This window comes from Pseudomonas parafulva (assembly GCF_002021815.1).
Taxonomy (GTDB): Bacteria; Pseudomonadota; Gammaproteobacteria; order Pseudomonadales; family Pseudomonadaceae; genus Aquipseudomonas; species Aquipseudomonas parafulva_B.
The window spans coordinates 3442313-3468864 of record NZ_CP019952.1 but is presented as its reverse complement, the minus strand read 5'-3'; the positions used below and the strand labels follow the sequence as shown (position 1 = coordinate 3468864).

Annotated in this window: 29 protein-coding genes; 14 read left to right on the top strand and 15 right to left on the bottom strand. The window is 62.7% G+C overall.

Features of this window, described 5'->3' with window-relative positions; genetic code table 11:
* Positions 1 to 14: 14 nt before the first annotated feature.
* On the bottom strand, positions 15 to 1124 hold the full coding sequence (locus tag B2J77_RS15585; RefSeq protein WP_058605328.1) for a TIGR00730 family Rossman fold protein: 1110 nt from the start codon (positions 1122 to 1124) through the stop codon (positions 15 to 17).
* Between the two features lie 119 nt (positions 1125 to 1243).
* Positions 1244 to 1663: a quorum-sensing-regulated virulence factor family protein gene (locus B2J77_RS15580; protein WP_058605329.1), complete on the bottom strand. Its 420-nt coding sequence runs from the start codon at positions 1661 to 1663 to the stop codon at positions 1244 to 1246.
* Between the two features lie 210 nt (positions 1664 to 1873).
* Between B2J77_RS15580 and B2J77_RS15575 the strand changes: the two genes are divergently transcribed.
* From B2J77_RS15575 to B2J77_RS15565, 3 genes are all read left to right on the top strand, one after another.
* Complete coding sequence (locus B2J77_RS15575; RefSeq protein ID WP_058605330.1) at positions 1874 to 2584, top strand: tRNA-uridine aminocarboxypropyltransferase; 711 nt, start codon at positions 1874 to 1876, stop codon at positions 2582 to 2584.
* A gap of 175 nt (positions 2585 to 2759) precedes the next feature.
* Positions 2760 to 3410, top strand: a complete 651-nt coding sequence (erdR, locus tag B2J77_RS15570; RefSeq protein ID WP_058605331.1) for a response regulator transcription factor ErdR — start codon at positions 2760 to 2762, stop codon at positions 3408 to 3410.
* A 73-nt stretch (positions 3411 to 3483) separates the two neighbouring features.
* Positions 3484 to 3852: a diacylglycerol kinase gene (locus tag B2J77_RS15565; protein ID WP_058605332.1), complete on the top strand. Its 369-nt coding sequence runs from the start codon at positions 3484 to 3486 to the stop codon at positions 3850 to 3852.
* A 32-nt stretch (positions 3853 to 3884) separates the two neighbouring features.
* Here B2J77_RS15565 and B2J77_RS15560 read toward each other — a convergent pair whose 3' ends face one another.
* Positions 3885 to 4811, bottom strand: coding sequence for a LysR family transcriptional regulator (locus tag B2J77_RS15560; RefSeq protein WP_078478975.1), 927 nt, complete (start codon positions 4809 to 4811; stop codon positions 3885 to 3887).
* 121 nt (positions 4812 to 4932) lie between these two features.
* Here B2J77_RS15560 and fpr point away from each other — a divergent pair, with 121 nt between their 5' ends.
* Positions 4933 to 5712 carry a ferredoxin-NADP reductase gene (gene fpr, locus B2J77_RS15555; protein ID WP_028635022.1) on the top strand — a complete coding sequence of 260 codons (780 nt, stop codon included), beginning with the start codon at positions 4933 to 4935 and terminating at the stop codon, positions 5710 to 5712.
* An 82-nt stretch (positions 5713 to 5794) separates the two neighbouring features.
* Here the strand turns inward: fpr and B2J77_RS15550 are convergent, their stop codons facing one another.
* Complete coding sequence (locus tag B2J77_RS15550) at positions 5795 to 6301, bottom strand: SprT family zinc-dependent metalloprotease (protein ID WP_267128937.1); 507 nt, start codon at positions 6299 to 6301, stop codon at positions 5795 to 5797.
* A 168-nt stretch (positions 6302 to 6469) separates the two neighbouring features.
* Here B2J77_RS15550 and ttcA point away from each other — a divergent pair, with 168 nt between their 5' ends.
* Complete coding sequence (gene ttcA, locus B2J77_RS15545) at positions 6470 to 7294, top strand: tRNA 2-thiocytidine(32) synthetase TtcA (RefSeq protein WP_023534071.1); 825 nt, start codon at positions 6470 to 6472, stop codon at positions 7292 to 7294.
* Positions 7295 to 7297: 3 nt separating this feature from the next.
* Positions 7298 to 7969 carry a DNA-3-methyladenine glycosylase I gene (locus B2J77_RS15540; protein WP_078478973.1) on the top strand — a complete coding sequence of 224 codons (672 nt, stop codon included), beginning with the start codon at positions 7298 to 7300 and terminating at the stop codon, positions 7967 to 7969.
* Between the two features lie 27 nt (positions 7970 to 7996).
* Here B2J77_RS15540 and B2J77_RS15535 read toward each other — a convergent pair whose 3' ends face one another.
* The 3 genes from B2J77_RS15535 to arsC are packed head-to-tail and all read right to left on the bottom strand — an operon-like array spanning position 7997 to position 9358.
* Complete coding sequence (locus tag B2J77_RS15535) at positions 7997 to 8410, bottom strand: DUF2069 domain-containing protein (protein WP_058639501.1); 414 nt, start codon at positions 8408 to 8410, stop codon at positions 7997 to 7999.
* Positions 8403 to 9008 carry an NAD(P)H:quinone oxidoreductase gene (gene wrbA, locus B2J77_RS15530; protein ID WP_058639500.1) on the bottom strand — a complete coding sequence of 202 codons (606 nt, stop codon included), beginning with the start codon at positions 9006 to 9008 and terminating at the stop codon, positions 8403 to 8405. The genes B2J77_RS15535 and wrbA overlap by 8 nt, the downstream gene beginning before the upstream one ends.
* Positions 9005 to 9358: an arsenate reductase (glutaredoxin) gene (gene arsC / locus B2J77_RS15525; protein WP_058639499.1), complete on the bottom strand. Its 354-nt coding sequence runs from the start codon at positions 9356 to 9358 to the stop codon at positions 9005 to 9007. The genes wrbA and arsC overlap by 4 nt, the downstream gene beginning before the upstream one ends.
* 85 nt (positions 9359 to 9443) lie before the next feature.
* On the opposite strand from arsC, the gene B2J77_RS15520 reads away from it, so the two are divergent.
* The gene (locus B2J77_RS15520) at positions 9444 to 9908 is read left to right on the top strand and encodes a TlpA disulfide reductase family protein (RefSeq protein ID WP_058639498.1); all 465 of its coding nucleotides are present in this window, start codon (positions 9444 to 9446) and stop codon (positions 9906 to 9908) included.
* Between the two features lie 70 nt (positions 9909 to 9978).
* Here B2J77_RS15520 and B2J77_RS15515 read toward each other — a convergent pair whose 3' ends face one another.
* The 4 genes from B2J77_RS15515 to B2J77_RS15500 are packed head-to-tail and all read right to left on the bottom strand — an operon-like array spanning position 9979 to position 14644.
* On the bottom strand, positions 9979 to 10383 hold the full coding sequence (locus B2J77_RS15515; protein ID WP_058605340.1) for an META domain-containing protein: 405 nt from the start codon (positions 10381 to 10383) through the stop codon (positions 9979 to 9981).
* Positions 10380 to 10817 carry a hypothetical protein gene (locus tag B2J77_RS15510; RefSeq protein WP_078478972.1) on the bottom strand — a complete coding sequence of 146 codons (438 nt, stop codon included), beginning with the start codon at positions 10815 to 10817 and terminating at the stop codon, positions 10380 to 10382. Before B2J77_RS15510 ends, B2J77_RS15515 begins: the two co-directional genes overlap by 4 nt.
* 31 nt (positions 10818 to 10848) lie before the next feature.
* Positions 10849 to 11838: a 2-hydroxyacid dehydrogenase gene (locus tag B2J77_RS15505; RefSeq protein ID WP_078478971.1), complete on the bottom strand. Its 990-nt coding sequence runs from the start codon at positions 11836 to 11838 to the stop codon at positions 10849 to 10851.
* A 49-nt stretch (positions 11839 to 11887) separates the two neighbouring features.
* Complete coding sequence (locus tag B2J77_RS15500) at positions 11888 to 14644, bottom strand: response regulator (protein WP_058639495.1); 2757 nt, start codon at positions 14642 to 14644, stop codon at positions 11888 to 11890.
* A 258-nt stretch (positions 14645 to 14902) separates the two neighbouring features.
* Between B2J77_RS15500 and cysM the strand changes: the two genes are divergently transcribed.
* The 5 genes from cysM to B2J77_RS15475 all read left to right on the top strand — a co-directional run bounded on the left by cysM (position 14903) and on the right by B2J77_RS15475 (position 20980).
* Positions 14903 to 15802: a cysteine synthase CysM gene (gene cysM, locus B2J77_RS15495; RefSeq protein ID WP_058605367.1), complete on the top strand. Its 900-nt coding sequence runs from the start codon at positions 14903 to 14905 to the stop codon at positions 15800 to 15802.
* Complete coding sequence (gene rlmD / locus B2J77_RS15490) at positions 15803 to 17161, top strand: 23S rRNA (uracil(1939)-C(5))-methyltransferase RlmD (protein WP_058639494.1); 1359 nt, start codon at positions 15803 to 15805, stop codon at positions 17159 to 17161.
* A gap of 96 nt (positions 17162 to 17257) precedes the next feature.
* Positions 17258 to 19498: a GTP diphosphokinase gene (gene relA / locus B2J77_RS15485; RefSeq protein WP_058605345.1), complete on the top strand. Its 2241-nt coding sequence runs from the start codon at positions 17258 to 17260 to the stop codon at positions 19496 to 19498.
* 82 nt (positions 19499 to 19580) lie between these two features.
* Entirely contained in the window at positions 19581 to 20414 is an 834-nt protein-coding gene (mazG, locus tag B2J77_RS15480; protein ID WP_058639493.1) for a nucleoside triphosphate pyrophosphohydrolase, read from the top strand.
* 26 nt (positions 20415 to 20440) lie between these two features.
* The gene (locus B2J77_RS15475; RefSeq protein WP_058639492.1) at positions 20441 to 20980 is read left to right on the top strand and encodes a DUF2058 domain-containing protein; all 540 of its coding nucleotides are present in this window, start codon (positions 20441 to 20443) and stop codon (positions 20978 to 20980) included.
* Positions 20981 to 21102: 122 nt separating this feature from the next.
* Here the strand turns inward: B2J77_RS15475 and B2J77_RS15470 are convergent, their stop codons facing one another.
* From B2J77_RS15470 to purM, 4 genes are all read right to left on the bottom strand, one after another.
* On the bottom strand, positions 21103 to 21285 hold the full coding sequence (locus B2J77_RS15470; protein WP_023534042.1) for a hypothetical protein: 183 nt from the start codon (positions 21283 to 21285) through the stop codon (positions 21103 to 21105).
* A 216-nt stretch (positions 21286 to 21501) separates the two neighbouring features.
* On the bottom strand, positions 21502 to 22212 hold the full coding sequence (locus B2J77_RS15465; protein ID WP_078478970.1) for a DUF3108 domain-containing protein: 711 nt from the start codon (positions 22210 to 22212) through the stop codon (positions 21502 to 21504).
* A gap of 8 nt (positions 22213 to 22220) precedes the next feature.
* Complete coding sequence (gene purN / locus B2J77_RS15460) at positions 22221 to 22874, bottom strand: phosphoribosylglycinamide formyltransferase (RefSeq protein WP_078478969.1); 654 nt, start codon at positions 22872 to 22874, stop codon at positions 22221 to 22223.
* Complete coding sequence (gene purM / locus B2J77_RS15455) at positions 22874 to 23932, bottom strand: phosphoribosylformylglycinamidine cyclo-ligase (protein WP_058639489.1); 1059 nt, start codon at positions 23930 to 23932, stop codon at positions 22874 to 22876. The genes purN and purM overlap by 1 nt, the downstream gene beginning before the upstream one ends.
* Positions 23933 to 24218: 286 nt before the next feature.
* On the opposite strand from purM, the gene B2J77_RS15450 reads away from it, so the two are divergent.
* Together B2J77_RS15450 and B2J77_RS15445 are read left to right on the top strand one after the other, a co-directional pair.
* Positions 24219 to 25286 carry a DUF2066 domain-containing protein gene (locus B2J77_RS15450; protein WP_058639488.1) on the top strand — a complete coding sequence of 356 codons (1068 nt, stop codon included), beginning with the start codon at positions 24219 to 24221 and terminating at the stop codon, positions 25284 to 25286.
* An 11-nt stretch (positions 25287 to 25297) separates the two neighbouring features.
* Positions 25298 to 26401, top strand: a complete 1104-nt coding sequence (locus tag B2J77_RS15445; RefSeq protein ID WP_058639487.1) for an AI-2E family transporter — start codon at positions 25298 to 25300, stop codon at positions 26399 to 26401.
* Positions 26402 to 26552: the final 151 nt, after the last annotated feature.

The window sequence follows — 26552 nt, the reverse complement described above, 5'->3', positions numbered from 1 at the left end:
CCCACTGCCTGCGCCTAAGAGAGATCCGGCAAGTGCTGTTCATGGCAGGCTGACGGCGCAACAGCCCAATGTTGCGGCAGATTGATGAAGTCCACCAGCTCTCGCAGTCGGCCTTGATCGCGGCCGGTAAAAGCGAAGCACAGGCGTGTCAGATGCCCAAAATCCCCGGTTTCGTTTTCGACGTTGCTGTCAGGCGTTTGCTCGAAGCTGCCGCTTAGGCAGAGATCGGCAAATTGCTCGTCAATCGCCTGTAACGCTTCGGGTGCGAGTGGCCGGTGCATGCGCAGGACGAACTGGCGTTTCAGCCAGCGGCTGGAGTGGTAGTTTTGGTAGAACCGATTGATTTCCTCAACAGCTTCCTCGGCACTGTGCACCAGGCGCAGCAGCTTAAGGTCGCCTGGCAGGATGTAGCGATTGTCCTGCAGCTGGTGGCGAATGAACGCCAGGCAGTCCTGCCAGAAGGTACCCTGCGGTGAGTCCAGCAGTACCACCGGTACCAGGGGGCTCTTACCCGTCTGGATAAGCGTCAGCACTTCCAGTGCTTCATCGAGCGTACCGAACCCTCCGGGGCACAACACCAGCGCGTCCGCTTCCTTGACGAAGAACAGCTTGCGAATGAAGAAGAAGTGAAACGACAGCAGCTTGTCGGTGCCTTCTATGGTTGGGTTGGCATGTTGTTCGAAGGGCAGGGTGATGTTGAAGCCAAGGCTGTTGTCGGCGCCGGAGCCTTCATGGGCGGCGGCCATGATACCGCCGCCGCCACCGGTGATGACCATCAGGTCCGAGCGGGCCAGCGCAGCACCCAGCTCACGGGCCAGGGCATACATGGGGTGCTCCAGCGGCGTACGCGCCGAGCCGAACACAGTGACCTTACGGCGGTGCTTGTGGCGACGCAGTGCGCGAAAGGACTGGTCGAGTTCGCGCAGCGCTTGCAGGGTGATCTTGGTGCTCCAGCGGTCGGCGTCGTCGTGGGCCATGCGCAGGATCGTCAGCATCATGTCGCGATAGAGGGGCAGGTTGGGGCTATCGGGGGCTACGCGTTCGAGTTGGGCGTCGATGTAGCTCAGGTCGATGTCATGATCGCGGAAGTGGCTGGAAAGCAGTTCATTCGATTGATAGGGCATGCAACTTCTCCTTCTGCTCCTTATCAATCTAGCCCTATAGCACGGGTCACGCCCAGCCCGTATAGGGTGTCGGGCGCATGGAGGGGCGCCCGGACGGGGCTTGAGCGGTATTCGAAGCTTTACTTCTTCTTGTTACCGGCAACGCAGCTAGCGCTGTCGAAGGCCTGATCCATCAACGGCTGATTGGTCTTGTAGACCGTGAAGCGGTACACCATCACTGCGCCTTTGGACATCAGGTTGCGGAACCCGGTGTTGCGGCAAACGCTGTCGCCCAACTGGCTGCGCACCTGCTCAGGGTTGGCCTGCATGCGCGCAGCATGGTCAGCGCGTACGCTGAGGTGGTTGATCAGGGCCTTGCCTTCGACCGTATAGCCTTGGTCGAGAATGTCTTCGTTGATGGCGCGGGGTGTGCCAACGCTGCTTTCCTTGGCAACCTTCTGCAGCATCGTGTTCAGGTCATAGTCCTGCTTGGAAGCCGCCTGGGCTGCAAGTGGCAGTGCGAGCAACAAGCTCAGGGCGGGGGCGATAAGGCGCAGCATGGATCTCTCCTGGTTCGGTGACTGGCGCTTGGACAGGCGTAGGCAGACGGCGTTCCCTCATCGCTGCCGCCCGCGTAGCGCTTGAAATCGCGAGTATAGGGGCGCTCCGGTCGTCTGCACAGCAAATGGCCGGCATTCTGGTAAACTGCCAGCCGTTTTCAATCGAGCCACTGCAGTGACTGCCACCTTTTTTCTGCAATGCGTGCCGGCATGAGCCATGCCGTCGCGCGGCTGCGCGCCGAACGCCTGGCGCGCAGCAACAAACCCTTTATCGCACGCGGCTCCCGGGCCGAGCGTTGCCCAGGTTGCCGGGTCATTGCCACGCATTGCCTGTGTGACTGGAAACCCAACGTCAGTGCCGAGTCGGGCATCTGCCTTTTGATGCACGATACCGAGCCGTTGAAGCCAACCAATACCGGCTGGCTCATCGCTGACCTGATCGAAGACACATCCGCCTTTGGCTGGCTGCGCACCTCGGTGGACGAGGGCTTGTTGGCGTTGCTCGATGATCCGCAATGGCAGCCGTACATCGTGTTCCCGGGTGAATTCGTGGCGCCGGAGCGCGTCGTGACGGACGTGGTGCGCTCGCCTGGCAAGCGGCCATTGTTCATCCTGCTCGACGCCACCTGGACCGAAGCGCGCAAGATGTTTCGCAAAAGCCCCTACCTGGAGCGTTTTCCGGTGCTGAGCCTGCAGCCCGAGCAGATGTCACGCTACCGGCTGCGCCGCTCGCGGCGCGATGACCATTTCTGTACGGCGGAAGTGGCCGCCATGTGCCTGGACCTGGCCGGGGATCACCTCGCCTCACAGGCGCTGGACGCCTACCTGGACGTCTTCAGCTTGCACTACCTCAGTGGCAAACGCCGCCTGCCCCTGGATGAACAGGATGCTGTTCACCAGCGCCTGCATACCTTCCTATAGTCCAAGGGGCAGCCTACCGGCTTTGGTTCATAATGACCGGGATGCCGCCAAGGCGGATTGAGCGACTGGCAGGCTGGCTTGACCTATGCCGTCGCCGCTCGGCATCCTTGGCGCCGATTCCCGCCAGTGCGCCCGTGCCGACGGGCCCCTGGTACAGAACAGGATCCTTAGATCGATGGCCACATACGAAATCCTGATTGCCGATGACCACCCGCTGTTTCGCGGTGCACTGCGCCAGGCCGTCACCCTGGGCATGGGCCCGGACGTGCGTCTGGTGGAAGTGGCAAGTATTGCAGAGCTGGAGAACCGCCTGAGCGAAAAGGCAGACTGGGACCTGGTGCTGCTCGACCTGAACATGCCAGGTGCCTACGGTTTTTCCGGCTTGGTCCTGCTGCGCGGGCAGTACCCGCAGATACCGGTGGTGATGGTCTCGGCGCAGGAGGAGGCTGCGGTCGTGGTCAAGTCCCGCGAGTTCGGCGCCAGCGGGTTCATTCCCAAGTCGAGCACCCTCGAAGTGATTCAGGATGCGGTGCGCAAAGTGCTCGATGGCGAAGTGTGGTGGCCACCACAGGCGTTCGAGAAGGTCGATGTGCCTGCTGAAGCGAGGGCTGCCAGCGAAGGGCTCGCCAGCCTGACGCCGCAGCAGTTCCGGGTACTGACGATGGTCTGCGAGGGCTTGCTGAACAAGCAGATCGCCTACGAGCTGAGTGTGTCCGAAGCCACCATCAAGGCCCATGTGACGGCCATTTTCCGCAAGCTGGGTGTGCGCACGCGCACCCAGGCCGCTTTGTTGCTGCAACAACTTGAATCGGTTGCTAGCACCTGATTACCCAGGCCTTCACGCTTTTTTGACCCTTGCCAGCCTAGTCTGCCGGCCCTTTCGTAGCTAAGCGAACCCCATGACGCCATCACCTTTCAAGGGCCAGACTGGTCTGAAACGAATCCTCAACGCCGCGGGCTATTCCCTGGACGGGCTGCGCGCCGCCTTCAAGGGCGAGGCTGCATTCCGCCAGCTGGTACTGCTCAACATCGTGCTGGTGCCTGTTGCCTTCTGGTTGCCGGTAAGCCGTGCGGAGCGGGCGATCATGATCGCGGTGTGCCTGCTTGGCCTGATTGTCGAGCTGTTCAATTCGGCGGTGGAGGCGGCGATCGATCGCATTTCCCTCGAACGCCACCCTTTGTCCAAGAACGCCAAGGACATGGGCAGCGCTGCCCAGTTGGTGTCGTTGTGCATGGTCGCGATCGTGTGGGGCGTGATCCTTCTGTAGGGCTACAACGCGGGGCGCTGCGCCTGCACGGCTCAGGCTATAGGCGGCAGCACGATCTCGTCGCTGCGCGTGACGCCAGCGGTGAAGTGGCGACAGAGTTCCAGAAACTCGCGCATCGCCGAGGTCTGGTATTTCTGCTTGTGCCAGATGAAGTAGAACTGGCGCATCAAGTCCAGCTCGGGTGTTTCCACTGCCACCAGGCTGCCACGGCGAAAGGCATCGCGCAGGGCCAGGCGTGAGATGCATCCGATGCCCAGGCCCGATTCCACGGCGCGCTTGATGGCCTCGGTGTGCTCCAGTTCCAGGCGGATGTCCAGCTGTGCGCGGTGGTGGCGCATGGCCTGGTCGAACGTCAGGCGCGTGCCCGAGCCTTGCTCGCGCAGGATCCACGCCTCACGGGCCAGCGTGGCGATGTCGGCGCGGCCCTGCTTGGCCAGTGCATGTTGGGGGGCGCAGAACACTACCAGTTCATCCGCCACCCAAGGCTGCACCTCAAGGTCTGGATGATTGCAATCACCTTCGATCAGACCCAGGTCAATTTCGTGGTGTGCCACCTGTTGCACGATATGCACAGTATTTTGTACGTGCAGCTTCACCTGGCTTTCGGGGTGTCGCTGCATGAAGCTGCCGATCAGAAGGGTTGCCAGGTAGTTGCCAATGGTGAGCGTGGCGCCCACCACGAGGGAGCCGAACCCTGATTTGCCGTTGAGCAGGTCCTCGATTTCCTTGGTCTGGTCCAGGAGTGCCACGGCTTGTGGCAGCAACTGATGACCCAAGGCGTTGAGGCTCAGGCGCTTGCCCGCCCGGTCGAACAACTGGCAGCTGCTCTGGCGTTCAAGCTCGGTGATGGAGGTGCTGGCAGCCGATTGCGACAGCGCAAGCACGCTTGCAGCGCGTGAAACGCTCTGGTGCTGGGCGACGGCCACGAAGACCTGAAGTTGACGTAGTGTGAATCGCATATCGATATAACCGATAACACATATCTTGATAATCCAGTTAACAGATATTGTCGCTGCCCCTAAACTATCGCGCAACTCTGCGCCTTTTGCGCGCTGCGACTTTCTTAAGGAGCCCCATTAGATGAGCAACATGAACCACGAACGTGTCCTCAGTGTGCACCACTGGAACGACACGCTGTTCAGCTTCAAGTGCACCCGTGATCCGGGGCTGCGCTTCGAGAACGGTCAGTTCGTGATGATCGGCCTGCAGCAGGACTCCGGCCGTCCGCTCATGCGTGCCTACTCCATCGCTTCGCCGAACTGGGAAGAACACCTGGAGTTCTTCAGCATCAAGGTGCCCGACGGCCCGCTGACCTCGCAGCTGCAGCACCTGAAGGAAGGCGATGAGATCATCATCAGCAAGAAGCCTACCGGTACGCTGGTGCTCGACGACCTCAACCCCGGCAAGCACTTGTACCTGCTCAGCACCGGTACTGGCCTGGCGCCGTTCATGAGTGTGATCCAGGACCCGGAAACCTACGAGCGTTTCGAGAAGGTGATCCTGGTCCACGGCGTGCGCTACGTGAACGAAGTGGCTTACCGCGAGTTCATCACCGAGCACCTGCCGCAGAACGAATTTTTCGGCGAAGCCGTACGCGAAAAGCTGATCTATTACCCGACCGTCACCCGCGAGCCTTTCGAGAACCAGGGCCGCCTGACCGACCTGATGCGCAGCGGCAAGTTGTTCAGCGACATCGGCCTGCCGCCGATCAACCCGCAGGATGACCGCGCGATGATTTGCGGCAGCCCGAGCATGCTCGATGAGACCAGCGAAGTGCTGGACAGCTTCGGCCTGAAAATCTCCCCACGCATGCGCGAGCCGGGCGATTACCTGATCGAGCGGGCGTTCGTCGAGAAATAAAGACGCGCCCAGCATGACCAGACGATCCGTTGACCCCACGTCAACGGATCGTTTTTTTTTGCCTGTTTCGTGACCAAGCCCGCTATTCGACCCGCGTCTGGCCGCTGTAGGCCAGCAGTTGCCTGCAACGTTTGCACAGGTACCGCCGGCCTTGGCCCACCAATGCGTGCCGCTGCGCCGTGAACGCAAACTCACTTTGCGGACAGGGGCAGCGGTAGAGGTAGCGGGTCACCGCGCGGCGCTTGACGGCGTAGTTGTGGCAGCGCGCCGGCGGCAGTTCGTAGACGCCGCGCATGATCAACTGCCACTCCTGGCCGTGGGCCTGGATACCGTCACCAAAGACCTGGTGAGCGACCAGGTGGGCGACCTCGTGCGCTACGGTCTGGCGCAGGAAGTCTTCGTGGTTCTCGCGGTATAGCTGCAGGTTGAAACGCAGCTTGTTTTCGTGCAGGTGGGCCACCCCGGCTTTTTGCCCGCGCAGCTTGAAACTGACCTGCGGGCGGGGGAAGGCGCGATCAAAAAAGCGCTCGGCCTGCTGATAGCAGATTTCGACGCGTTGGATGAGCAGTTCGGGCATGGGGCAATGAATCCTCTGGCGGCCATTATGCCGCAGCGGCCGTGCACTCACCCAGCCATTGGTCACACGATGGGTTATTTGAGCGTGATCGCCCTGAAGTCTTTGTCGGAATGCCTACAGCCCTGCTGCAATTGTGCGTAAAATAGCCGGCTTTTGTCACACCTCGCGGATTCAAGCGCTATGGGCACCCTTTCGGTCAACCAGAACAAATTGCAAAAACGCCTGCGTCGTCTCGCTGGCGAAGCCATCACCGACTACAACATGATCGAGGATGGCGACAAGGTCATGGTCTGCCTGTCCGGCGGCAAGGACAGCTACACCATGCTCGATGTTCTGTTGCACCTGCAGAAGGTGGCGCCGATCTCGTTCCAGATCGTGGCGGTGAACATGGACCAGAAGCAGCCAGGCTTTCCGGAGCACGTGCTGCCGGCCTACCTCAAGGAACTGGGTGTCGAGTACCACATCGTCGAAAAGGACACCTACTCGGTGGTCAAGGAACTGGTCCCGGAAGGCAAGACCACCTGCTCGCTCTGCTCGCGCCTACGCCGCGGCACCTTGTACACCTTCGCTGATGAAATCGGTGCCACCAAGATGGCCCTGGGGCATCACCGTGACGACATCGTCGAAACATTCTTCCTCAACATGTTCTTCAACGGTGCCCTCAAAGGCATGCCGCCAAAACTGCGCGCCGATGACGGCCGTAACGTGGTGATCCGTCCGCTGGCCTACTGCAGCGAGAAGGATATCCAGGCGTACTCGGACATGAAGGCGTTCCCGATCATCCCCTGCAACCTGTGCGGCTCGCAGGAGAACCTGCAGCGTCAGGTGGTCAAGGACATGCTGGTCGAATGGGAGCGCAAGCACCCAGGCCGGACCGAAAGCATTTTCCGCGCTTTGCAGAATGTCGCACCGTCGCAGCTGGCCGACCGCAACCTCTTCGATTTCACCAGCCTGACGATCGATGAAAACGCCACCCCGCGCTTTCTTGACGTGGTGAACATCTGACCCATGCGTGACTATCAGTGGCTGCACGAGTTCTGCCTGAACCGCTTCGGCTCTGCCCGCGCCCTGGAGGCGGCCCTGCCGCAACCTCGCAGCTCGGAGCAGCTACGGGCGACCAGCGCTGATCGCTACTTGTCGACCCTTGCCCTGCGCGTATTTCGCGCCGGGCTCAAGCACAGCCTGGTGGACGCCAAGTGGCCGGCGTTCGAGCAGGTGTTCTTCGGCTTCGACCCGGAAAAGGTCGTGCTGATGAGTGCCGAGCACCTTGAGCGGCTGATGCAGGACACCCGCATCATCCGGCACCTGGGCAAGCTCAAGAGCGTGCCGCGCAACGCCCAGATGGTGCTGGATATCGAAAAGCAGTGGGGCAGCTTCGGGAACTTCATCGCCGATTGGCCAGTAACCGATATCGTGGGTTTATGGAAATACCTGACCAAGCACGGTAATCAGTTGGGCGGTTTGTCCGCGCCGCGTTTCCTGCGCATGGTCGGCAAGGACACCTTCGTGCCGACCGACGATATGGCGGCAGCGCTGATCGCGCAAAAGGTCATCGACAAGAAGCCCACCAGCCAGCGCGACCTGGCCCTGGTGCAGGACGCCTTCAACCAGTGGCACGAGCAAAGTGGCCGGCCGTTGTGCCAGCTGTCGGTCATGCTGGCCCATACCGTCAATCACTGAGCCGGCGGGGGCGGGCCCGCCCCCCCATCAGTTGCCTTCGCCGGCCAGGCGCCTTTGGTACTGGAACTTCCAGCGCACATACAGCAGCGCGGCCGTGAACAGCCCCAGGCTGACCAACAGCTCAAGCCAGCCAAACAGAGCCCGAGCAGGATCGAACGCTGCCACCACCCCCTTGATGAAGTAGATGTTGACCACGAAACAGGCCCAGGCATGAGCGCGGGCGCTGGCGCTGACCATGCCTGGCAGTACCAGCAGCAGTGGCAGCAGTTCGATGGCCAGGATCACGCTCACCCGCGCGCCATGCAGATTGGCGAACCACAGGTTGTTCACCACCAGCAGCGCGATCAAGCCCAGCACGAACGCCAAGCTCAGCGCCCGGGTCACCCGTACCCGAGGTGCTAGCCATGCCTGCGCAGGCAGCGGTTTTCGCGCCTTAGCCACGCGTGGTCTCCAAGGCTTTGGCCGTGGTTGCCAGGCGCTGCCCCAGAGCGCGGCACAAAGCGATTTCGTGCTCATCGAGGTCGCGCTTGCCATCGGCGCCGGCGTGGTGGCTCGCCCCGTAGGGTGTGCCGCCGCCACGGGTCTCGATCAGGGCTGACTCGCTATAGGGCAGGCCCAGTACCAGCATGCCGTGGTGCAGCAGGGGCAGCATCATCGACAGCAGGGTGCTCTCCTGACCACCGTGCAGGCTGGCGGTGGAGGTGAACACACCGGCGGGCTTGCCCACCAGCTCGCCGCCCAGCCACAAGGGGCTGGTACCGTCCAGGAAGTACTTGAGCGCAGCGGCCATGTTGCCGAAGCGGGTAGGGCTGCCCAGGGCCAGCCCCGAGCAGTGGCGCAGGTCGTCGAGGGTGGCGTAGGGCGCGCCACTGGCCGGCACGTCGGGCGCGACCGCCTCGCATTCGCTGGACACGGCCGGTACGGTGCGCAGGCGTGCTTCCATGCCGCCCAGTTCGATGCCACGGGCGATGTGCCGGGCCATCTCGCTGGTCGAGCCATGGCGGCTGTAGTAGAGCACCAGGATATAGGGTTCGCTCACGGCAGGATCTCCAGGATATTTTCGGGTGGGCGGCCGATCACGGCCTTGTCGCCGGCTACCAGGATTGGCCGCTCGATCAGCTTGGGGTGGGTCGCCATGGCGTCGATCAGCTGGGCGTCGCTGAGTGTCGGATCGGCCAGATTGAGTTGAGCGTAGTCGTCCTCGCCCGTACGCAACAGTTGACGGGGCGGGATGCCCAGCTTGTCCAGCAGCACCTTGAGCGTGGCGACATCGGGGGGCGTTTCCAGGTAGCGCACCACGGTAGGCGCCAGGCCGCGGGCCTCGAGCAGTTCCAGCGCGCCGCGGGATTTGGAGCAGCGCGGGTTATGATAGAGCGTCAGGTCAGTCATGTGGGGTCGCATCCAGCAAGGTGTGACCGGTATTCTAACCGCAGCGACTGACCCATTTGCTCTAAAACTCGAGAAGGATTGACCCATGGCAAGGCGTCTGGCAGCAGTAATGGCCATCACCGCGAGCCTGTTGCTCGGTGGTTGCGGTGCCGATTATGGCGTGGACCAGCACGGCAACACGGTAAAGGCCGAACAGGTAGACGGGCACTGGCTGGTGCTCAACTACTGGGCGGAGTGGTGCGGGCCGTGCCGTACCGAAATTCCCGAGCTCAATGCGGCTGCCAAGCAATGGGCCGCTGACGGCATCAAGGTGGTGGGGGTGAATTTCGATGGCCTGCAAGGCGCGGACCTCAAGCAGGCGGCCGATACGTTGGGCATCGATTTCACCGTGCTGGCCCAGGACCCCGCCGAGCGCTATGACCTGCCCCGCAGCGAGGCGCTGCCGGTGACCTACATCATTGATGACAAGGGCAAGGTGCGTGAGCAATTGCTCGGTGAGCAGACGCTCGAAGGCTTGAAGGCCAAGATCAAGGCCCTGAAACAGGGGTGACGCTGGCACGGCCTGAGCGAACGGGGCGCTGACCTGTCAAGCCAGGCCCCGCGGGCAACAGCCCGCCCGCTCAGCCCTCTTCAGGCCACAGGCGCAGCGGCTTGCCGTCGGTGGGCCACAAGCGCAATTGCTGATCCGGCGCCAGGTCCCAGCGGGTGACTTTGCCAAGGGCCTGCAGGAAGCGTTTTTCCTGTTCCATCAAAGCCGGTGCACACAGCTTGCGGGTGCTGCCGACGCTACCAAAACTCAAGCGCTCGCCATCGAGGGTGTAGGCCGCGAACCAGTGATTGCAGCCGGCATTGCCATAGGCGCGCCCGTCGCTGCCCAAGGTCATGCTCAAGTGGCTGTTGTCGATCAGGGGGCGCTCGCCGATCCACTCCAGTACGTAGCTGCGGTCTTGCTGCAGGTCCGAAGGGGCGGTCGCGCAGCCAAGCAGGCCGGTGGCAATCAGTGCGCTGGTAAGCAGGTTTTTCATTGTGCAGGCTCCTGGCAACGGGGGCAGAGGTGCCGGGCGTCCTGGCTTGCCCAGCCCAGTTCGGCGATGCGGGCGCTGGCTGCAGGCTGACGCGCTGCCTTGCCCAGCTTGGCATCGACCGCAAATTCGAAGTCCAGTACCGCATCGCAGCTGTCGCACGCCACTTGCCAGGCCAGGATCTCCAGTTCATGGAAGACTGGCCCGTTGGCCACGGCAACCCACTGTCCGCGCGGGTTGATCAGGTGGCGGACGCTGTCCACGGTCAGGCGCATGGCCAAGTCCTTGCTGCCCTTGAGAGTGACCAGCAGGGTGTCGCCCTTGTGCATCGAGCCACCGTTGCCTGTAACCTGGTAACGGCCGGGCACCAGGGCTCGGCACTCGATCAGCGTGTGCTGCGGGTTGAAGAGGGTGTAGCGAAAATCGTGTTCGACCATGGGTCCTCCCTAAATGCCGCGTATCCTAGCATTAACCGGTCACCAGGTTCTGCGCCCTGCCTGCCGCCCAGCAGGCAATGTTCTCAAGCGTCGTCTGGGCAATGGCCTGCAAGGCCTCATGGGTGAGGAAGGCTTGATGGGCCGTGACGATCACATTCGGGAATGTCAGCAGGCGCGCCAGCACATCGTCCTGCAGGGGCAGGTCCGAACGGTCTTCGAAGAACACTTTGGCTTCTTCTTCGTAAACGTCCAGGCCCAGGTAGCCCAGCTGGCCGCTCTTGAGCGCATCGAGCAGTGCCGGCGTATCGACCAGCGCCCCGCGTCCGGTGTTGATGAGCATGGCGCCAGGTTGCAGGTGGACCAGGCTCTGGGCATTGATCAGGTGCCGGGTGCCTGGCGTCAACGGGCAGTGCAGGCTGATGATGCGTGCCTGGCTCAGCAACGCTGGCAAACTCATGTAGCGCGCGCCCAAGGCCTCGAGCTGCGGGTCGGGGCAGGGGTCGTAGGCCAGCAGTTGGCAGCCGAAGCCGGCCATGATGCGTGCGAAGGCCGCGCCGATCTGGCCGGTGCCGACGACCCCGACGGTCTTGCCATGCAAGTCGAAACCGGTCAGCCCGTGCAAGGTGAAATCGCCTTCACGCGTGCGGTTGTAGGCCCGGTGCAAGCGCCGATTGAGCGCCAGTATCAGCGCCACGGCGTGCTCGGCCACGGCTTGGGGCGAATAGGCCGGTACCCGCACCACATCTATTCCCAGTCGCTGGGCCGCAGCCAGGTCGACATGGTTGTACCCGGCTGAACGCAAGGCCACCAGGCGCGTACCACCGCGCGCCAGGCATTGCAGCACCGCCGCGTCGAGCTCGTCGTTGATGAACGCGCAGACGACCTCGTAGTCCTGGGCCAGCGGCGCGGTATCGGCCGTAAGACGCGCGGACTGAAAATGCAGTGCCACGCCGCCGCCCACGGCGGCCTGGGTGAAACTCTCCTGGTCATAGTGCTGACTGCTGAACAGCAGGGCGCGCATGGTGGCTCCTTGTGCATAGGCACTGGGTCAGTGGAAAGGGCGGCTGCCCTCAAATACTCAGCCTGGCCTCGGCTGCCAGCCGGCTGATCGCGTTGTCCAGTTCATCGAGCGCCTCCCCAGCCAAGGGGCTGTCCTGCTTGAGCAGGGTCTCGCTGCGTTGGCACGCGGCACGCAGCTGAGGCACGCCGCAATAGCGAGAAGCGCCGTTGAGCCGGTGCACCTGCTCGATGAGCGTACGACGGTCATGCGCTTCACGTGCATCCCGAATAGCGGCGCGGTCATCTTCCAGCGAGGCCAGCAACATGCTCAGCATGTCGGCGGCCAGATCGGCTTTGCCTGCCGCCAGGCGCAGGCCTTCGTCATGGTCGAGCACCTTCAACTCGTCAGGCCCAGTGGGCAGGCTCGCCGGCATCTGCGGCGACAAGCCAAGGCTCAGCCCAGTCCACTTCATCACCACCTGTGCCAGTTGCCGCTCGCTGATCGGCTTGGTCAGGTAGTCGTCCATGCCGCCATGGAGCAAGGCGCGTTTTTCATTGGCCATTGCGTGGGCGGTCAGTGCAACGATTGGCAACGGGTTGCCGCTCTGGGTGTTTTCCCAGCGGCGAATTTGCTCGGTGCAGGCGCGTCCGTCCATGCCGGGCATCTGCACGTCCATCAGTACCAGGTCGAACGGTTCGCTCTGCACGGCCTGTACCGCCGCGTAACCATTGTCGACAGCCGTCACCCGGGCGCCCAGGTCCTCCAGCAGAGTCTGCACCAGCAAGAGGTTGGCCGCGTTGTCATCCACGCACAGCACCTTGGGCTGGCGCTGCTGGCCCACCATGGCGCTGACCTCGCCCTGCAACCGGCGGGGCTGGACCATTTCCAGCAGCAGGCGGCGCAGCTTGCGCGTGCACGATGGCTTGGACAGCAGTTGGCCGTGGCCATTGGACAGGTAAGGGTGATAGAGCGCCTGCTCGGTCGTGGGGCACAGCACCACGCACTGGCAATGATGCCGCTCCAGGTGCTGGTAATACTGACCCAGCTGTTCGGGTGCCAGGGAGCCTACGTTGGCGCCCAGCACGGCGAAGTCGAACGGCTGCCCCGCCTGGCTGGCAGCTTGCACCGCCTGCAGCAGTTGCTCGTAGGAGGTAAAGACACAGACGCTCAAACCGCAGTCCTGCAACTGGTGCTCCAGGGCCTGCCGCGCCAGTGCATGGCCATCGACGATGGCGGCGCGACGGCCGAGCAAGGGCTGCAGAGGCAGCTCCTCGGCATCGTCGTGCGCCTTGGGCAGGTTGAGGCTGATCCAGAACTGCGAACCTTCGCCAGGGGTGCTATCGACGCCGATTTCGCCGCCCATCTGCTCGATCAGGCGCTTGGAGATCACCAGCCCCAGGCCGGTGCCGCCTGGCTGGCGGGCCAAGGAGTTGTCAGCCTGGCTGAAAGCCTGGAACAGCGTGCGTACATCTTGAGGCGACAGGCCAATGCCGGTGTCCTGGACACTGATGCGCAACTGGGCGCTGTCCTCGTGCTCGTCTTCGAGCATGGCGCGCACGACGATGGTGCCTTCGCGGGTGAACTTGATCGCGTTGCTGACCAGGTTGGTGAGGATCTGCTTGAGGCGCAGCGGGTCACCGATCAGCGAGGAGGGCGTATCGCGGTAGATCAGGCACAGCAGCTCAAGCTGCTTGGCATGGGCGGCCGGTGCCAGGATGGTCAGGGTGTCCTGGATCAGGTCGCGCAGGTTGAAGGGGATGCTGTCGAGCACCAGCTTGCCTGCTTCTATCTTGGAGAAATCGAGGATCTCGTTGATGATCCCGAGCAAATTGTCGGCTGACTTCTCGATGGTGTTCAGGTAGTCCACCTGGCGGGGCATCAGCTCGCTTTTCTGCAGCAGGTGGGTAAAGCCCAGAATGCCGTTGAGCGGCGTGCGGATTTCATGGCTCATGTTGGCCAAAAATTCCGACTTGATGCGGCTGGCTTCCAGGGCTTCCTTGCGGGCCATGTCCAGCTCGATGTTCTGGATTTCGATGGTTTCCAGGTTCTGCCGGACATCCTCGGTGGCCTGGTCTATGCTGTGCTGCAGCTCTTCGTGGGCACTGTGCAGGGTCTCGGCCATGCGGTTGATGCCGCGGGCCAGTTCGTCCAGCTCGTGACTGCCCATGGCCGGCAGGCGTTCCTCGAGGTGGCCGTCCTTGAGCTGGTTGACCGCATGCTTGATGCGCTCGATCGGCGTGTTGATGGCACGGCTCATGCGCAGGGCCAGCAGCCCACTGACCACCAGGCAGGCCAGGATCAGAAGCAGCGTGGTGAACAGGTTGCGGTAGCCGCGCAGCAAGGTGCCGTCATGGGACAGCTCGATTTCCACCCAGCCCAGCAAGCGTTCGGCTTCGGCAGGCACGGCATCGGTGGCCAGGTCACGGTGGTGGCCGAACACTGGCATCAGGTAACGAGTGGCGTCGTTGCCACTGCGTTGCAGCAACTGGGTACCGCTGCCGCCGCTGGGCGGTTGGTTGAGCATGCTCGGGCCGGCATGGGCCAGCCGACTACGGTCCGGTGTCAGGAAGGCGACGGCGCGTACATCGGCCTGTTCGAGGGTTTGCGCGGCAATGCGTTCCAGTTGTGCAGGCGCCTTGCGGGCCATGGCCGGGGCTGCCAGCGGCGCTAGCTGCTCGGCCAGCATCTTGCCCCGTTGCAGCAATTGCGTGCGCAGGTCGCTCTGTTGCAGCCAGGTGAAGTAGCTGCCCAGCACCACTGCCATCAACCCGGCTGGCAGCAGCGCCAGCAACAGCACGCGGCTGCGAATTCCCAAACGATCGAGCACACTCGCCTCCTGTCAATGTGCCTGGATGCCGCCCTGCAAGGCGGCCAAGCGGGGACGTTACTCCCCCTCGCCAGCCATTGCACGCGTTAAGTCCGTACGCAGGTGCAGCACCGGCGGTGGCATGTGGCGCCGTGCATGGGCAAGGCACTGCACGGGCTTTATAGCCTGTAGCTATATGCACCACAGATTGCGTGATATGGCGAAGCGGGGTTTGCCGGTATGATGGGCGCCCCCGCCGTCCGGATTGTGAAAGACACCATGACCTTGCAGTATCCAACCATCGCCGATTGCGTCGGCAATACGCCCCTGGTTCGCCTGCAGCGCCTGGCTGGCCAGACCAGCAATACCTTGCTGCTCAAGCTCGAGGGCAACAATCCTGCCGGCTCGGTCAAGGACCGTCCCGCGCTGTCGATGATCGCCCGTGCCGAATCGCGCGGCCAGATCAAGCCTGGCGATACGCTGATCGAAGCAACCTCCGGCAACACCGGCATCGCGTTGGCCATGGCAGCGGCAATCAAGGGTTACAAGATGATCCTGATCATGCCCGACAACTCCACGGCCGAACGCAAGGCGGCGATGGCAGCCTACGGCGCCGAGCTGATCCTGGTGACCAAGGAAGAGGGCATGGAAGGGGCACGCGATCTGGCTCAGCAGCTGGAAGCCGATGGCCGTGGCGTGGTGCTCGACCAATTCGCCAACGGTGACAACCCGATGGCGCACTACACCAGCACCGGCCCGGAAATCTGGCAGCAGACCCAGGGGCGCGTTACCCACTTCATCAGTTCCATGGGCACCACCGGGACCATCATGGGGTGCTCGCAGTACCTCAAGGAGCAGAATCCGGCGGTGCAGATCGTCGGCTTGCAGCCGATGGAAGGCGCGGCCATTCCGGGTATTCGCCGCTGGCCCCAGCAATACCTGCCAAAAATTTTCGACGCAGCCCGGGTCGATCGCATTGTCGACATGTCCCAGGACGAGGCCGAACAGACCATGCGCAGGCTTGCCCGTGAAGAGGGCATTTTCTGCGGCGTGTCTTCCGGTGGTGCAGTCGCCGCCATGCTGCGCCTGTCCCAGGAAGTGGAAAATGCCACCTTGGTGGCCATCATCTGCGATCGCGGCGACCGTTACCTGTCCACTGGCCTGTTCGATCCGAGCTAAATGTCCAAGAAGAAAACCAACAGCGGCCTGCGCTTTCAGCCAGCCGGTGGCAATCGTAGCCCCCAGGTTCCCGTGGGCAAGAAGCAACGCCTGGTCATCGAGCGCCTGTCAGGGGACGGTCGCGGCATTGCGTTTCATGAAGGGCGCACCTGGTTCGTCACTGGCGCCCTGGCAGGCGAAGAGGTCGAGTCGAGGGTGCTCAATGCCCGTGGCAAAGTCGTCGAAGCGCGGCTTGAACGGGTGCTCCAGGCCAGTCCCGAGCGCCGCGAAGCCCCTTGCAAATACTACGGCCAGTGCGGGGGGTGCAACCTTCAACACCTGCCCCATGAGGCTCAGCTAGCGCTCAAGCAGCGCACCCTGGCCGAGCAACTGCAACGGGTGGCCGGTGTGCAGCCCGAGCAATGGGCCGCGCCCTTGACCGGGGCCGCTTTCGGCTACCGTCGCCGCGCCCGTGTGGCCGTGCGCTGGGACCCCAAGACCCGCCAGTTGGCAGTCGGTTTCAGGGCGCAGGCCAGTCAGGACATCGTTGCCATCGATGATTGCCTGGTGCTGGTACAGCCCTTGCAGTCAATCCTGCGTCACTTGCCCACGGTGCTGCGCTCGTTGGCCAAGCCCCAAGCCCTGGGCCATGTGGAGCTGTTCAGCGGCACGGCCGAGGCAGTGCTGGTGCGTCATGTCGCGCCGTTGCCGGCCGAAGATGTTGCACGCTTGCAGGCGTTCTGCGCCGAGGCCAGCGCGCAGTTGTGGCTGCAGGGTGAAGGCGAGCCGCAGCCGGTGGATGCCACCGGGCCGCTGGGTTTCGACCTGGCGCCCTGGCAGCTGCAACTGGCCTGGCGCCCCGGCGACTTCGTGCAGGTCAACGCCCAGGTCAATACCGCCATGATCGAGCAGGCCTTGGCCTGGCTCGCTCCGCAGCCTGAAGAGCGGGTACTGGACCTGTTCTGCGGCCTGGGCAATTTTGCCTTGCCGCTGGCACGGCATGCCCGTGAGGTGGTGGCGGTAGAAGGCGTACAGGCCATGGTCGATCGTGCGGCGGCCAATGCCCGCAGCAACGATGTGCATAACGCGCAGTTTTTTCAGGCCGATTTATCGCAGCCGTTGACGGGCATGGAATGGGCCGCCGAGGGCTTTTCTGCGGTACTCTTGGACCCACCGCGCGACGGTGCATGGGAGGTGGTGCAGGGCATCGCCCGTCTTGGGGCCAAGCGGCTGGTCTATGTATCGTGCAACCCGGCCACGCTGGCGCGAGACGCCCAGGTGCTGGTCGGGCAGGGGTACCGGTTAACAAGGGCCGGGATTCTCGACATGTTTCCTCAAACGGCGCATGTCGAAGCCATGGCGTTATTCGAAGTGGGCTAGCCAGCTGGCCCCTTGGTGCGGCTTCCAGGGAATGGCAGCCGTGCGGTGATTGCCAGTGCACCCGCAGGGTGCGCTGTATGGAAAGGTAAAACAAAGATGGTACAGGTGAGAGTGCACCAGCCGGTCAATACCGACGGCAGTATCAATCTCGAAGCGTGGTTGGACCATGTGGTCAGCGTCGATTCGGCGCTCGACCGCGCAGCGCTCAAAGAGGCCTGCGAGTTTGCCCAGGAAGTCGAGAAGAAGGGCAACCCGGCCAAGCATTCCTGGGCCGATGGTACGTCGAGCTATCAGGCAGGTCTTGAGATTGCCGAGATTCTCGCGGACCTCAAGCTCGACCAGGATTCCCTGGTAGCGGCGGTCATCTACCGCGCTGTGCGAGAAGGCAAGGTCACCCTGGCCGAAGTCAGCCAGCGCTTCGGGCCGGTCGTGTCCAAGCTGATCGATGGCGTGCTGCGCATGGCTGCGATCAGTGCCAGTCTCAGCCCCCGTCAGTCGCTGGTGCTCGGCTCTCAGGCGCAGGTCGAGAACCTGCGCAAGATGCTGGTGGCGATGGTCGACGACGTTCGCGTGGCGTTGATCAAGCTGGCCGAACGCACCTGTGCCATTCGAGCGGTCAAGGCCGCTGATGACGAGAAACGCCTGCGGGTGGCGCGGGAAGTGTTCGACATCTACGCCCCCCTGGCCCACCGTCTGGGTATCGGGCATATCAAGTGGGAACTGGAAGACCTTTCGTTCCGCTACCTCGAGCCCGAACAGTACAAGCAGATCGCCAAGCTGTTGCACGAGCGTCGCCTGGACCGTGAACGCTTTATCAGCGATGTCATGAACCAGTTGCAGAACGAACTGCTGGCCACCGGGGTGAAGGCGGACATCAGTGGCCGCGCCAAACACATCTACTCGATCTGGCGCAAGATGCAGCGCAAGGGCCTGGAATTCAGCCAGATCTACGACGTGCGCGCCGTGCGGGTGCTGGTCCCCGAGATACGCGACTGCTACACCGCCCTGGGTATCGTGCACACCTTGTGGCGTCACATCCCCAAGGAATTCGACGACTACATCGCCAACCCCAAGGAAAACGGCTACCGCTCCCTGCATACGGCGGTAATCGGCCCGGAGGGCAAGGTGCTGGAAGTGCAAATCCGCACCCACGGCATGCACGAGGAAGCGGAGCTTGGCGTCTGCGCCCACTGGCGATACAAGGGCACCGACGTCAAGCCCAGCTCGAACCACTACGAAGAAAAGATTTCCTGGCTGCGCCAGGTGCTGGAGTGGCATGAAGAGCTGGGCGACATCGGGGGCCTGGCCGAGCAACTGCGGGTCGACATCGAGCCCGACCGGGTGTACGTGTTCACCCCGGACGGTCACGCCATCGACCTGCCAAAAGGGGCGACGCCCCTGGACTTCGCCTATCGGGTGCACACCGAGATCGGCCACAACTGCCGGGGCGCCAAGATCAACGGGCGCATCGTGCCGCTCAACTACAGCCTGCAGACCGGCGAGCAGGTCGAAATCATCACCAGCAAGCACGGTAACCCGAGCCGTGACTGGCTGAACTCGAACCTAGGCTATGTCACCACTTCGCGCGCGCGGGCCAAGATCGTGCACTGGTTCAAGCTGCAGGCGCGCGACCAGAACGTTGCCGCCGGCAAGACGCTGCTCGAACGTGAGCTCAGCCGGCTGGGCCTGCCGCAGGTCGACTTCGAGCGCCTGGCCGAGAAGACCAACGTCAAGACGGCCGAGGACATGTTTGCGTCCCTGGGCGCTGGGGACCTGCGCCTGGCGCATCTGGTCAATGCGGCGCAACAGCTGCTCGAGCCTGAGCGCATCGAGCAGATCGAGCTGGTGCCGCGCAAGCCCAGCGGGCCGCGTGGGGGCAAGCGTGGCGACATTCAGATCCAGGGCGTGGGCAACCTGCTGACGCAGATGGCCGGTTGCTGCCAGCCGTTGCCTGGCGATGCCATCGTCGGCTACATCACCCAGGGTCGCGGTGTGAGCATCCACCGCCAGGATTGCGCCTCGGTGTTGCAGCTGGCCGGCAAAGAGCCGGAGCGCATGATCCAGGTCAGCTGGGGGCCGATTCCGGTACAGACTTACCCGGTCGATATCATCATCCGTGCCTATGATCGCCCCGGTTTGCTGCGCGATGTGTCGCAGGTGCTGCTCAACGAGAAGATCAACGTGCTGGCGGTCAATACCCGCTCGAACAAGGAAGACAACACGGCGCTGATGTCGCTGACCATCGAGATCCCCGGTTTGGATGCCCTTGGGCGCTTGCTGGGGCGTATCTCGCAGTTGCCGAACATCATCGAGACACGGCGTAATCGTACGCCCTGAATCCCGCGTGCACGATTCGCGGGCATCCCGCCCCTTAGGGGCCGGTTTGCCCGCCAAGCCCGACCGTCAAGGACTTGCCTGAATGACCTACACCCTCCAGGACCTGCTCCACCTCATGGCCCGCTTGCGCGACCCGCAATACGGCTGCCCTTGGGACCTGAAGCAGGACTATGCCAGCATCGTCCCACACACCCTCGAAGAAGCCTACGAGGTGGCGGACACCATCGAGCGCGGCGATTTCGAGGACTTGCAAGGCGAGCTGGGCGATCTGCTGTTCCAGGTGGTCTACTACAGCCAACTTGCCCGGGAGGAGGGCCGTTTCGCGTTCGACGGCGTGGTGGACGGCATCACCCGCAAGCTCATTCGTCGACACCCCCATGTCTTTCCAACCGGGGACCTGTATGCGCCGCTGGAGACACCCAGCCTGAGCGATGCGCAGGTCAAGTCACGCTGGGAAGAAATCAAGGCGCAGGAGCGGGCGCAGAAAAGCCGTCCAGAACAGCTGTCATTGCTCGACGATGTGCCAACGGCATTGCCTGCCTTGTCCCGGGCGGCCAAACTGCAAAAGCGTGCGGCCACCGTCGGGTTCGACTGGCCCGAGGCCTTGCCGGTTGTGGACAAGGTGCGTGAGGAACTCGACGAAGTGTTGCAGGCCATGGCCGACGGGGACAGCGATGCGCTGGAAGATGAAGTCGGTGACTTGCTGTTCGCGGTAGTCAACCTGGCGCGTCACTTGAAGCATGACCCCGAAAACGCCTTGCGCCGAGCCAATCGTAAGTTCGAGCGACGTTTTCGCTTTATCGAGCAGGCGTTGCGTGACAGCGGCACTGCCATTGAAGACTGTAACCTTGATGCGCTGGACACCCTTTGGGGTGAAGCCAAGCGTCAGGAAAAGAACCTGCCCAGCTGCGGCTGAGCTGTTGCATAAGTGAGTGAACATTCATGAGCCTTTCCCTTCGCGACCAATTGCTCAAAGCCGGGCTGGTCAACCAGAAACAGGTTTCTCAGGCCAACAAGGCTGAAAAGAAACAGAAGCGCCTGGAGCACAAAGGCCAGGTCGAGGTGGACGATACCCAGCAGCGGCTGGCCAAGGAAGCCATGGCCGAAAAGGCCAAGCGTGACCAGGCGCTCAACCGTGAACAGCAGGAAAAAGCCGAGAAGAAGGCACGCGCCGCGCAGATCAAGCAACTGATCGAAGCGACCCGCCTGCCCAAGCTCACGACCGAGGATTACTACAACTTCGTCGACGACAAAAAGGTCAAGCGTATCGCGGTCAATGCCCTGATGCGCAGCAAATTGAGCCATGGTGCGCTGGCGGTGGTGTCCTACGGGGGCGGCTATGAGGTCATTCCCCGCGAGGCGGCCGTCAAGATCCAGGAACGCGACCCGGGCCGGGTATTGCTGCTCAATACCCATGTCGAGGAAGCCGACGACGACGATCCGTATGCGGCGTACAAGATCCCTGACGATCTGATGTGGTAATGCTGCAAGGCCCTGTCTGAACGTCCACCGGGTGGTCAGGGCCGCATTGTGCGGCGATGGGCCGCAAGGCGGCCCCTGGCGCCATAACGGGTATTCACGTCACGGTTTTCTGAAGATCGCTGTCACTGTGTGGTGCGCTGCTTTTCCAGGTCTTCCAGTTCGACACGGTACTGTTGCGCCTCATGTTCGTTGTGGAACATCCCGACCAACTGGCCCTGCTGGTGCACATCCCAGATCCGCACGCCTGCGGCCAGGCCTTCGTGGGACATTTTCGATTCGTCGCGTTCGGTCACTTGAACTGTCATCGTTAAACTCCACTTTTTCTGGTTGGGTGCGACAGTCTGTCGCACGCCTTATTTATAGAGTTTGTTAGCAGCCTAAGTAAATAAAACGGCCATGAAACAAGTTTCATGTAGCCATGGTATGCCTAGGCCCGACTGCTTTATGCCCGCCCAAATAAAAGCCCCGCACGGGGCGGGGCTTGGTGTTGCGTTATGGCTCAACGCCGACAAGCTTGAGTGTCAGTTACCTTTAACCGGCTTGCCATCGACCGTGCCGTCCTGCAGGACGATCACGTATTCCTTGCCATCGGTTTCCACTTGGCGCAATTGCACGAGCAAGTAGTCCCAGTTCTTGGCAAACCACAGCTCGGTGATGCGCTTGCTCTGGCTTGGATCACGCACACGTTCGACCTTGACGGCATCCACCTGGCCGGTCTTGGTGGTTACTTTCTCAGTACCCAGTACGCGGAAGTCATAGGTGTCGATCTCGTCACCATCGACCACCTGGTAGGTCATGCTCTTCTTGCCAGCGGCAACATCGTGCTGCAGCGCCAGCTGATAGGACGACTTGTCGAGCACCCCACGGTTGAGCGGCAGGGTGATGGCATCGCCACGATCGCTGCCGGTCACTTTCTTGGCAGCCCAGTCGAAGCTCAGGTCGACCTTTTTGGCCTTGCCAAGACCGCCGCGCTCGAAGTGGTAACGCTGGGGCAGCAAGGTGTCGTTATCCAGGCGCAGCGAGCTTTGCTCGGTCAGGCTGGCGATCATCATCGACGCTTTGAAGTTCAGGTCCCAGGTACCATCGGCATTCTTGACCAGGCTACGTTCGGCGGTACCGCTCATGGGCAGTTGCTTCCAGTCGGCGGTGTAGCTGGCCGAGAACGGCTTCAGGTCTGCTGCCTGGAGGGGCAGGGCAAGCACGGCAAGAGCCAAGAGCAGGGCACGACGCATAGTATCTCCTAGGATCGAATCAAATGACCGCTGGCCGACAGGGGCTGGCCATCCAGTAATGCACCTTGTTCGCCAAGACGCAAGCGGCCGTTGGCGAACCAGTGAACAGCCATTGGGTAGATGACGTGTTCCTGTGTGTGAACCCGCTGAGCCAGGCTTTGGACCGTGTCATCGGGTGCCACCGGCACGACAGCCTGTACGACCAACGGGCCCCCATCGAGTTCCTCGGTGACAAAGTGGACACTGCACCCGTGCTCGACATCCCCTGCTTCCAGGGCGCGTCTATGGGTGTGCAACCCTTTGTAGCGAGGCAGCAGCGAAGGGTGGATGTTGAGCAGGCGACCTTGGTAGTGGCGCACGAAGTCGCCACTGAGGATACGCATGAAACCCGCCAGCACCACCAGGTCCGGAGCGAACCCATCGATACAGGCCACCAGGGCCGCATCGAAGGCTTCGCGGCCCTGGAAGCCGGTATGGTCAAGGACCGCGGTGTCAATACCGGCAGCGGCTGCACGCTGCAGCCCGTAGGCATCGGCACGGTTGGAGATGACCGCGCCAATGCGCACGGCGCTGTCCGGGACGGCGCAGCTGTCGATCAGCGCTTGCAGGTTGCTGCCGGAACCCGACAGCAATACCACCACATTGCAGGACTTGCTCGGCATCAGTGTGCCTTGAGGTTCTGCAGCTCGACCTGGGCAGCGCCCTCTGCGGCCTCGGTGATGTGGCCGATGACCCAAGGCTGTTCACCGGCGTTGCGCAGTTCGCTCAGGGCGGTTTCGACCTGGTCCTGGCCTACGCAGATCACCATGCCCACGCCGCAGTTGAGCACGCGGTGCATTTCATGCTCGTCGACGTTGCCCTTTTCCTGCAGGAAATCGAAGACGGCTGGGCGCTTCCAGCTGGCCACGTCGATGACCGCCTGGGCATTGGCCGGCAGTACGCGCGGGATATTGTCCAGCAGCCCGCCACCGGTGATGTGGGCCATGGCCTTGACCGCGCCGGTGTTCTTGATCAGTTGCAGCAGCGGCTTGACGTAGATGCGCGTTGGCGCCATCAGCAGTTCGGTCAGCGGCTGGCCGTCGAGCTGGGTGCTTTCGACGTCTGTGCCCGAGACTTCGAGGATCTTGCGGATCAGCGAGTAACCGTTGGAGTGCGGGCCCGAGGATGGCAGGGCGATGAGCGCATCGCCGGTGGCCACGCGCGAGCCGTCGATGATTTCGGCCTTCTCCACCACGCCTACGCAGAAGCCTGCCAGGTCGTAGTCTTCACCTTCGTACATGCCCGGCATCTCGGCCGTTTCGCCGCCGACCAGCGAACAGCCTGCCAGTTCGCAACCTGCGCCGATACCGGTGACCACGGTAGCCGCCACGTCCACGTTGAGCTTGCCGGTGGCATAGTAGTCCAGGAAGAACAGCGGCTCGGCACCGCAGACCACCAGGTCGTTCACGCACATGGCGACCAGGTCCTGGCCGATGCTGTCGTGCTTGTTCAGGTTCAGCGCCAGGCGCAGCTTGGTGCCCACGCCGTCGGTGCCGGAGACCAGCACCGGCTGCTTGTAGCCAGCCGGGATCTCGCAAAGGGCGCCGAAGCCGCCCAGGCCACCCATGACTTCAGGGCGTGCGGTGCGTTTTGCCACGCCCTTGATGCGTTCGACCAGTGCTTCGCCGGCGTCGATGTCTACACCGGCGTCCTTGTAGCTCAGGGAGGGTTGCTTGCTCATTGATCCAGGCCTTTAGGAGGGAGGGATTCGTAAAAACGACCCTGACGGCAAGGGCCGGCAGCCATGCAGCGGCTAACCGTGACATCAGTGGTCTGTGAAGGCGCGCGATTTTATCAGGGTTGCCGTGCAGCGGCCATCCTCCGGCCGACGGGCAGGTGAATTTAGGGCTCTCGCCGGTGCAAGATCGCCAGAAGCCTGGCCTTGCCGGTGCTACCTTTAACCGTGCCGCTTGAGGTATGAGTGCTGAAGCTTGAAACTCGCCGTTCCAGAGCACAAGGACACAACGATGCGCTTGTTCACTACTTGGGTCATGGGATGTCTGTGGTTGATCGCAGGGGCGGCCCAGGCCGAGAACGTCTCCGGCCTTTATCAGGTGCGCGAGCCGGTGGCCGGGCAGGGCGCCGAGGCGCGTGCGGCGGCGACCAGCCAGGCCTTCGACACCCTGGTGCTGCGCCTGACCGGCGACCCCAAGGCCGTGCAGAACCCGGCGCTGGCGGCATTGCGCAAGGATCCGCAACCGATCGTCAACCAGGTGGGCAGCGACGCTGGCCCGCCCGAAACCGTCCGGGTCGAGTTCGACCCCGGCAGCACCGAGCGTGCCCTGCGCAAGGCGGGCCTCAGTCTGTGGGGCAGCAATCGCCCGTCGATTCTGGGTTGGTGGCTCGTCGAGAGTGTTGACGGCACTAGCCTGGTAGGGGACGGCCAGCCTAGCGCCCAGCCGTTGCGGCGCGCGGCCCGTCACCGGGGCTTGCCGCTGCGTCTGCCGCTGGCCGATCTGCAGGAGCAACTGGTGGCCGACGCCAAGCATATCGAAGCCAAGGATCCCGGGCCGCTGCGTGAGGTCTCCCAGCGCTACGGCGCCGATGCCGTGTTGGCCGTGCACGCCCAGGAGATCGACGGCAAATGGCAAGGCAAATGGCAATTGTGGCTGGGCGAGGGGCGCGAGCAGGGCAGTGCCGAAGGAGCGGACCCGGCAGCGCTGGCCGACGCCGTGATGCTTGCCGTGAGCACGCGGCTGGCACCGCGCTACGTAACGCGTCCCGGGGCCAGTGGTCAGGTGCAGATGCAGGTCCAGGGCATGAACCTGCCGCGCTACGCTGAGCTGGCCCGGGTGCTGGAGTCCTACGGCGCGCAGTTGAAGCGGGTCGACGGCGACGTGCTGACCTATTCGGTCACCGCCAGCCGCGAACAACTCCGGGCTCAGCTGGCATTGGCCAAGCTCAGGGAAGTCCCAGCCGAGCAGGCACCTGCGCCGCAGGTGATCCTTGGGTCAGTGGGTACGTCCACAAACGAGCCACCGGTGTCGCCTGCTGCCGCCACCGAACCGTTCGATGGCTTGCGCTTTAGTTGGTAAGAGGGTCGTTCATGACTGACATGCGTCGTTGGATCTGGCTGGGCGTGGCATTGATCGCTATCGCCCTGCTCTATAGCCTGCACAATATTCTCACGCCGTTTCTGGTCGGCATTCTGCTGGCGTACCTGGCCGACCCGCTGGTCGATCGCCTGGAGCGCCTGGGTTTGTCGCGGACCTGGGGCGTAGTGGTGGTGTTCGGGCTGTTCACGCTGCTGATGCTTGCACTGTTGCTCGTGCTCATCCCCATGTTGGCCAAGCAGTTGGTGCGCCTGTACGCGCTGGCGCCGCAGATGCTTGACTGGCTCGAACATGTCGCCTTGCCATGGGTGCAGGGGCGTCTGGGCCTTGCCGACGGGTTCTGGAAATTCGACAAGATCAAAGCGGCCATCGGCGCGCACATGGGGCAAACCACCGATATCGTCAGCATGCTCTTGTCCCAGGCAACGGCCTCCAGCCTGGCGTTAATGGCCTGGGTGGCCAACATGGTGCTGATCCCCGTGGTCGGGTTCTACCTGTTGCGTGACTGGGACTTGATGATGGCCAAGTTGCGCAGCTTGTTGCCGCGCCAGAGGGAGCCACAAATCGTTGGGCTGGCCAGCGAGTGCCATGAGGTGCTGGGTGCGTTCGTGCGTGGGCAACTGCTGGTGATGGTCGCGTTGGGCATCATCTATTCGGCAGGCTTGATGCTGGTGGGTCTTGAACTGGGGTTGTTGATCGGCATGCTGGCAGGCCTGGCGGCCATCGTCCCGTACATGGGCTTCATCATTGGCATCGGTGCGGCGCTGGTGGCAGGGCTGTTCCAGTTCGGTGGCGATCTGTATCCCATGCTCGGCATCGTCGCGGTCTTCATGGTCGGTCAGGCACTGGAGGGCATGGTGCTGACACCTCTGTTGGTAGGCGACCGGATCGGTTTGCACCCTGTGGCGGTGATCTTCGCCATCCTGGCCGGCGGAGAGCTGTTCGGTTTCACAGGCGTGCTGCTCGCGCTTCCGGTGGCGGCGGTCATCATGGTGCTGCTGCGCCACGTGCACGGCTTGTACAAGGAGTCGGACATGTATGCAGGGGATGCGCCGGCTCCCGTCCACCTCGATCCCCCTGCACCCGACCAGCCGTGACAGGCCGGCAGGTGAGCCTCGGTTGCTGCGGCGATAGTGCAACCCATTGATTTTGCTTGGACTCTGCAGCGGCGTCATTGTGCACCCCGCTTGGCAGGTATAGACTTTGCCGATTGTCCACAAAAGGCCCCCAGCGGTCCTGTCGACCGCC

Excerpts from the sequence above, each read along its gene's own strand:
- arsC (WP_058639499.1), bottom strand. The coding sequence starts at position 9,358 with ATGACTGACCTGACGCTCTATCATAACCCGCGCTGCTCCAAATCCCGC.
- B2J77_RS15465 (WP_078478970.1), bottom strand. The coding sequence starts at position 22,212 with ATGCGTCGTGCCCTGCTCTTGGCTCTTGCCGTGCTTGCCCTGCCCCTC.
- B2J77_RS15510 (WP_078478972.1), bottom strand. The coding sequence starts at position 10,817 with ATGGTCGAACACGATTTTCGCTACACCCTCTTCAACCCGCAGCACACG.
- cysM (WP_058605367.1), top strand. The coding sequence starts at position 14,903 with ATGACCTTGCAGTATCCAACCATCGCCGATTGCGTCGGCAATACGCCC.
- ttcA (WP_023534071.1), top strand. The coding sequence starts at position 6,470 with ATGGGCACCCTTTCGGTCAACCAGAACAAATTGCAAAAACGCCTGCGT.
- B2J77_RS15520 (WP_058639498.1), top strand. The coding sequence starts at position 9,444 with ATGGCAAGGCGTCTGGCAGCAGTAATGGCCATCACCGCGAGCCTGTTG.
- B2J77_RS15450 (WP_058639488.1), top strand. The coding sequence starts at position 24,219 with ATGCGCTTGTTCACTACTTGGGTCATGGGATGTCTGTGGTTGATCGCA.
- fpr (WP_028635022.1), top strand. The coding sequence starts at position 4,933 with ATGAGCAACATGAACCACGAACGTGTCCTCAGTGTGCACCACTGGAAC.
- B2J77_RS15470 (WP_023534042.1), bottom strand. The coding sequence starts at position 21,285 with ATGACAGTTCAAGTGACCGAACGCGACGAATCGAAAATGTCCCACGAA.
- B2J77_RS15560 (WP_078478975.1), bottom strand. The coding sequence starts at position 4,811 with ATGCGATTCACACTACGTCAACTTCAGGTCTTCGTGGCCGTCGCCCAG.
- erdR (WP_058605331.1), top strand. The coding sequence starts at position 2,760 with ATGGCCACATACGAAATCCTGATTGCCGATGACCACCCGCTGTTTCGC.
- rlmD (WP_058639494.1), top strand. The coding sequence starts at position 15,803 with ATGTCCAAGAAGAAAACCAACAGCGGCCTGCGCTTTCAGCCAGCCGGT.
- B2J77_RS15515 (WP_058605340.1), bottom strand. The coding sequence starts at position 10,383 with ATGAAAAACCTGCTTACCAGCGCACTGATTGCCACCGGCCTGCTTGGC.
- B2J77_RS15475 (WP_058639492.1), top strand. The coding sequence starts at position 20,441 with ATGAGCCTTTCCCTTCGCGACCAATTGCTCAAAGCCGGGCTGGTCAAC.
- B2J77_RS15580 (WP_058605329.1), bottom strand. The coding sequence starts at position 1,663 with ATGCTGCGCCTTATCGCCCCCGCCCTGAGCTTGTTGCTCGCACTGCCA.
- mazG (WP_058639493.1), top strand. The coding sequence starts at position 19,581 with ATGACCTACACCCTCCAGGACCTGCTCCACCTCATGGCCCGCTTGCGC.
- relA (WP_058605345.1), top strand. The coding sequence starts at position 17,258 with ATGGTACAGGTGAGAGTGCACCAGCCGGTCAATACCGACGGCAGTATC.
- B2J77_RS15505 (WP_078478971.1), bottom strand. The coding sequence starts at position 11,838 with ATGCGCGCCCTGCTGTTCAGCAGTCAGCACTATGACCAGGAGAGTTTC.
- B2J77_RS15585 (WP_058605328.1), bottom strand. The coding sequence starts at position 1,124 with ATGCCCTATCAATCGAATGAACTGCTTTCCAGCCACTTCCGCGATCAT.
- purM (WP_058639489.1), bottom strand. The coding sequence starts at position 23,932 with ATGAGCAAGCAACCCTCCCTGAGCTACAAGGACGCCGGTGTAGACATC.
- B2J77_RS15540 (WP_078478973.1), top strand. The coding sequence starts at position 7,298 with ATGCGTGACTATCAGTGGCTGCACGAGTTCTGCCTGAACCGCTTCGGC.
- B2J77_RS15445 (WP_058639487.1), top strand. The coding sequence starts at position 25,298 with ATGACTGACATGCGTCGTTGGATCTGGCTGGGCGTGGCATTGATCGCT.
- B2J77_RS15575 (WP_058605330.1), top strand. The coding sequence starts at position 1,874 with ATGAGCCATGCCGTCGCGCGGCTGCGCGCCGAACGCCTGGCGCGCAGC.
- purN (WP_078478969.1), bottom strand. The coding sequence starts at position 22,874 with ATGCCGAGCAAGTCCTGCAATGTGGTGGTATTGCTGTCGGGTTCCGGC.
- B2J77_RS15565 (WP_058605332.1), top strand. The coding sequence starts at position 3,484 with ATGACGCCATCACCTTTCAAGGGCCAGACTGGTCTGAAACGAATCCTC.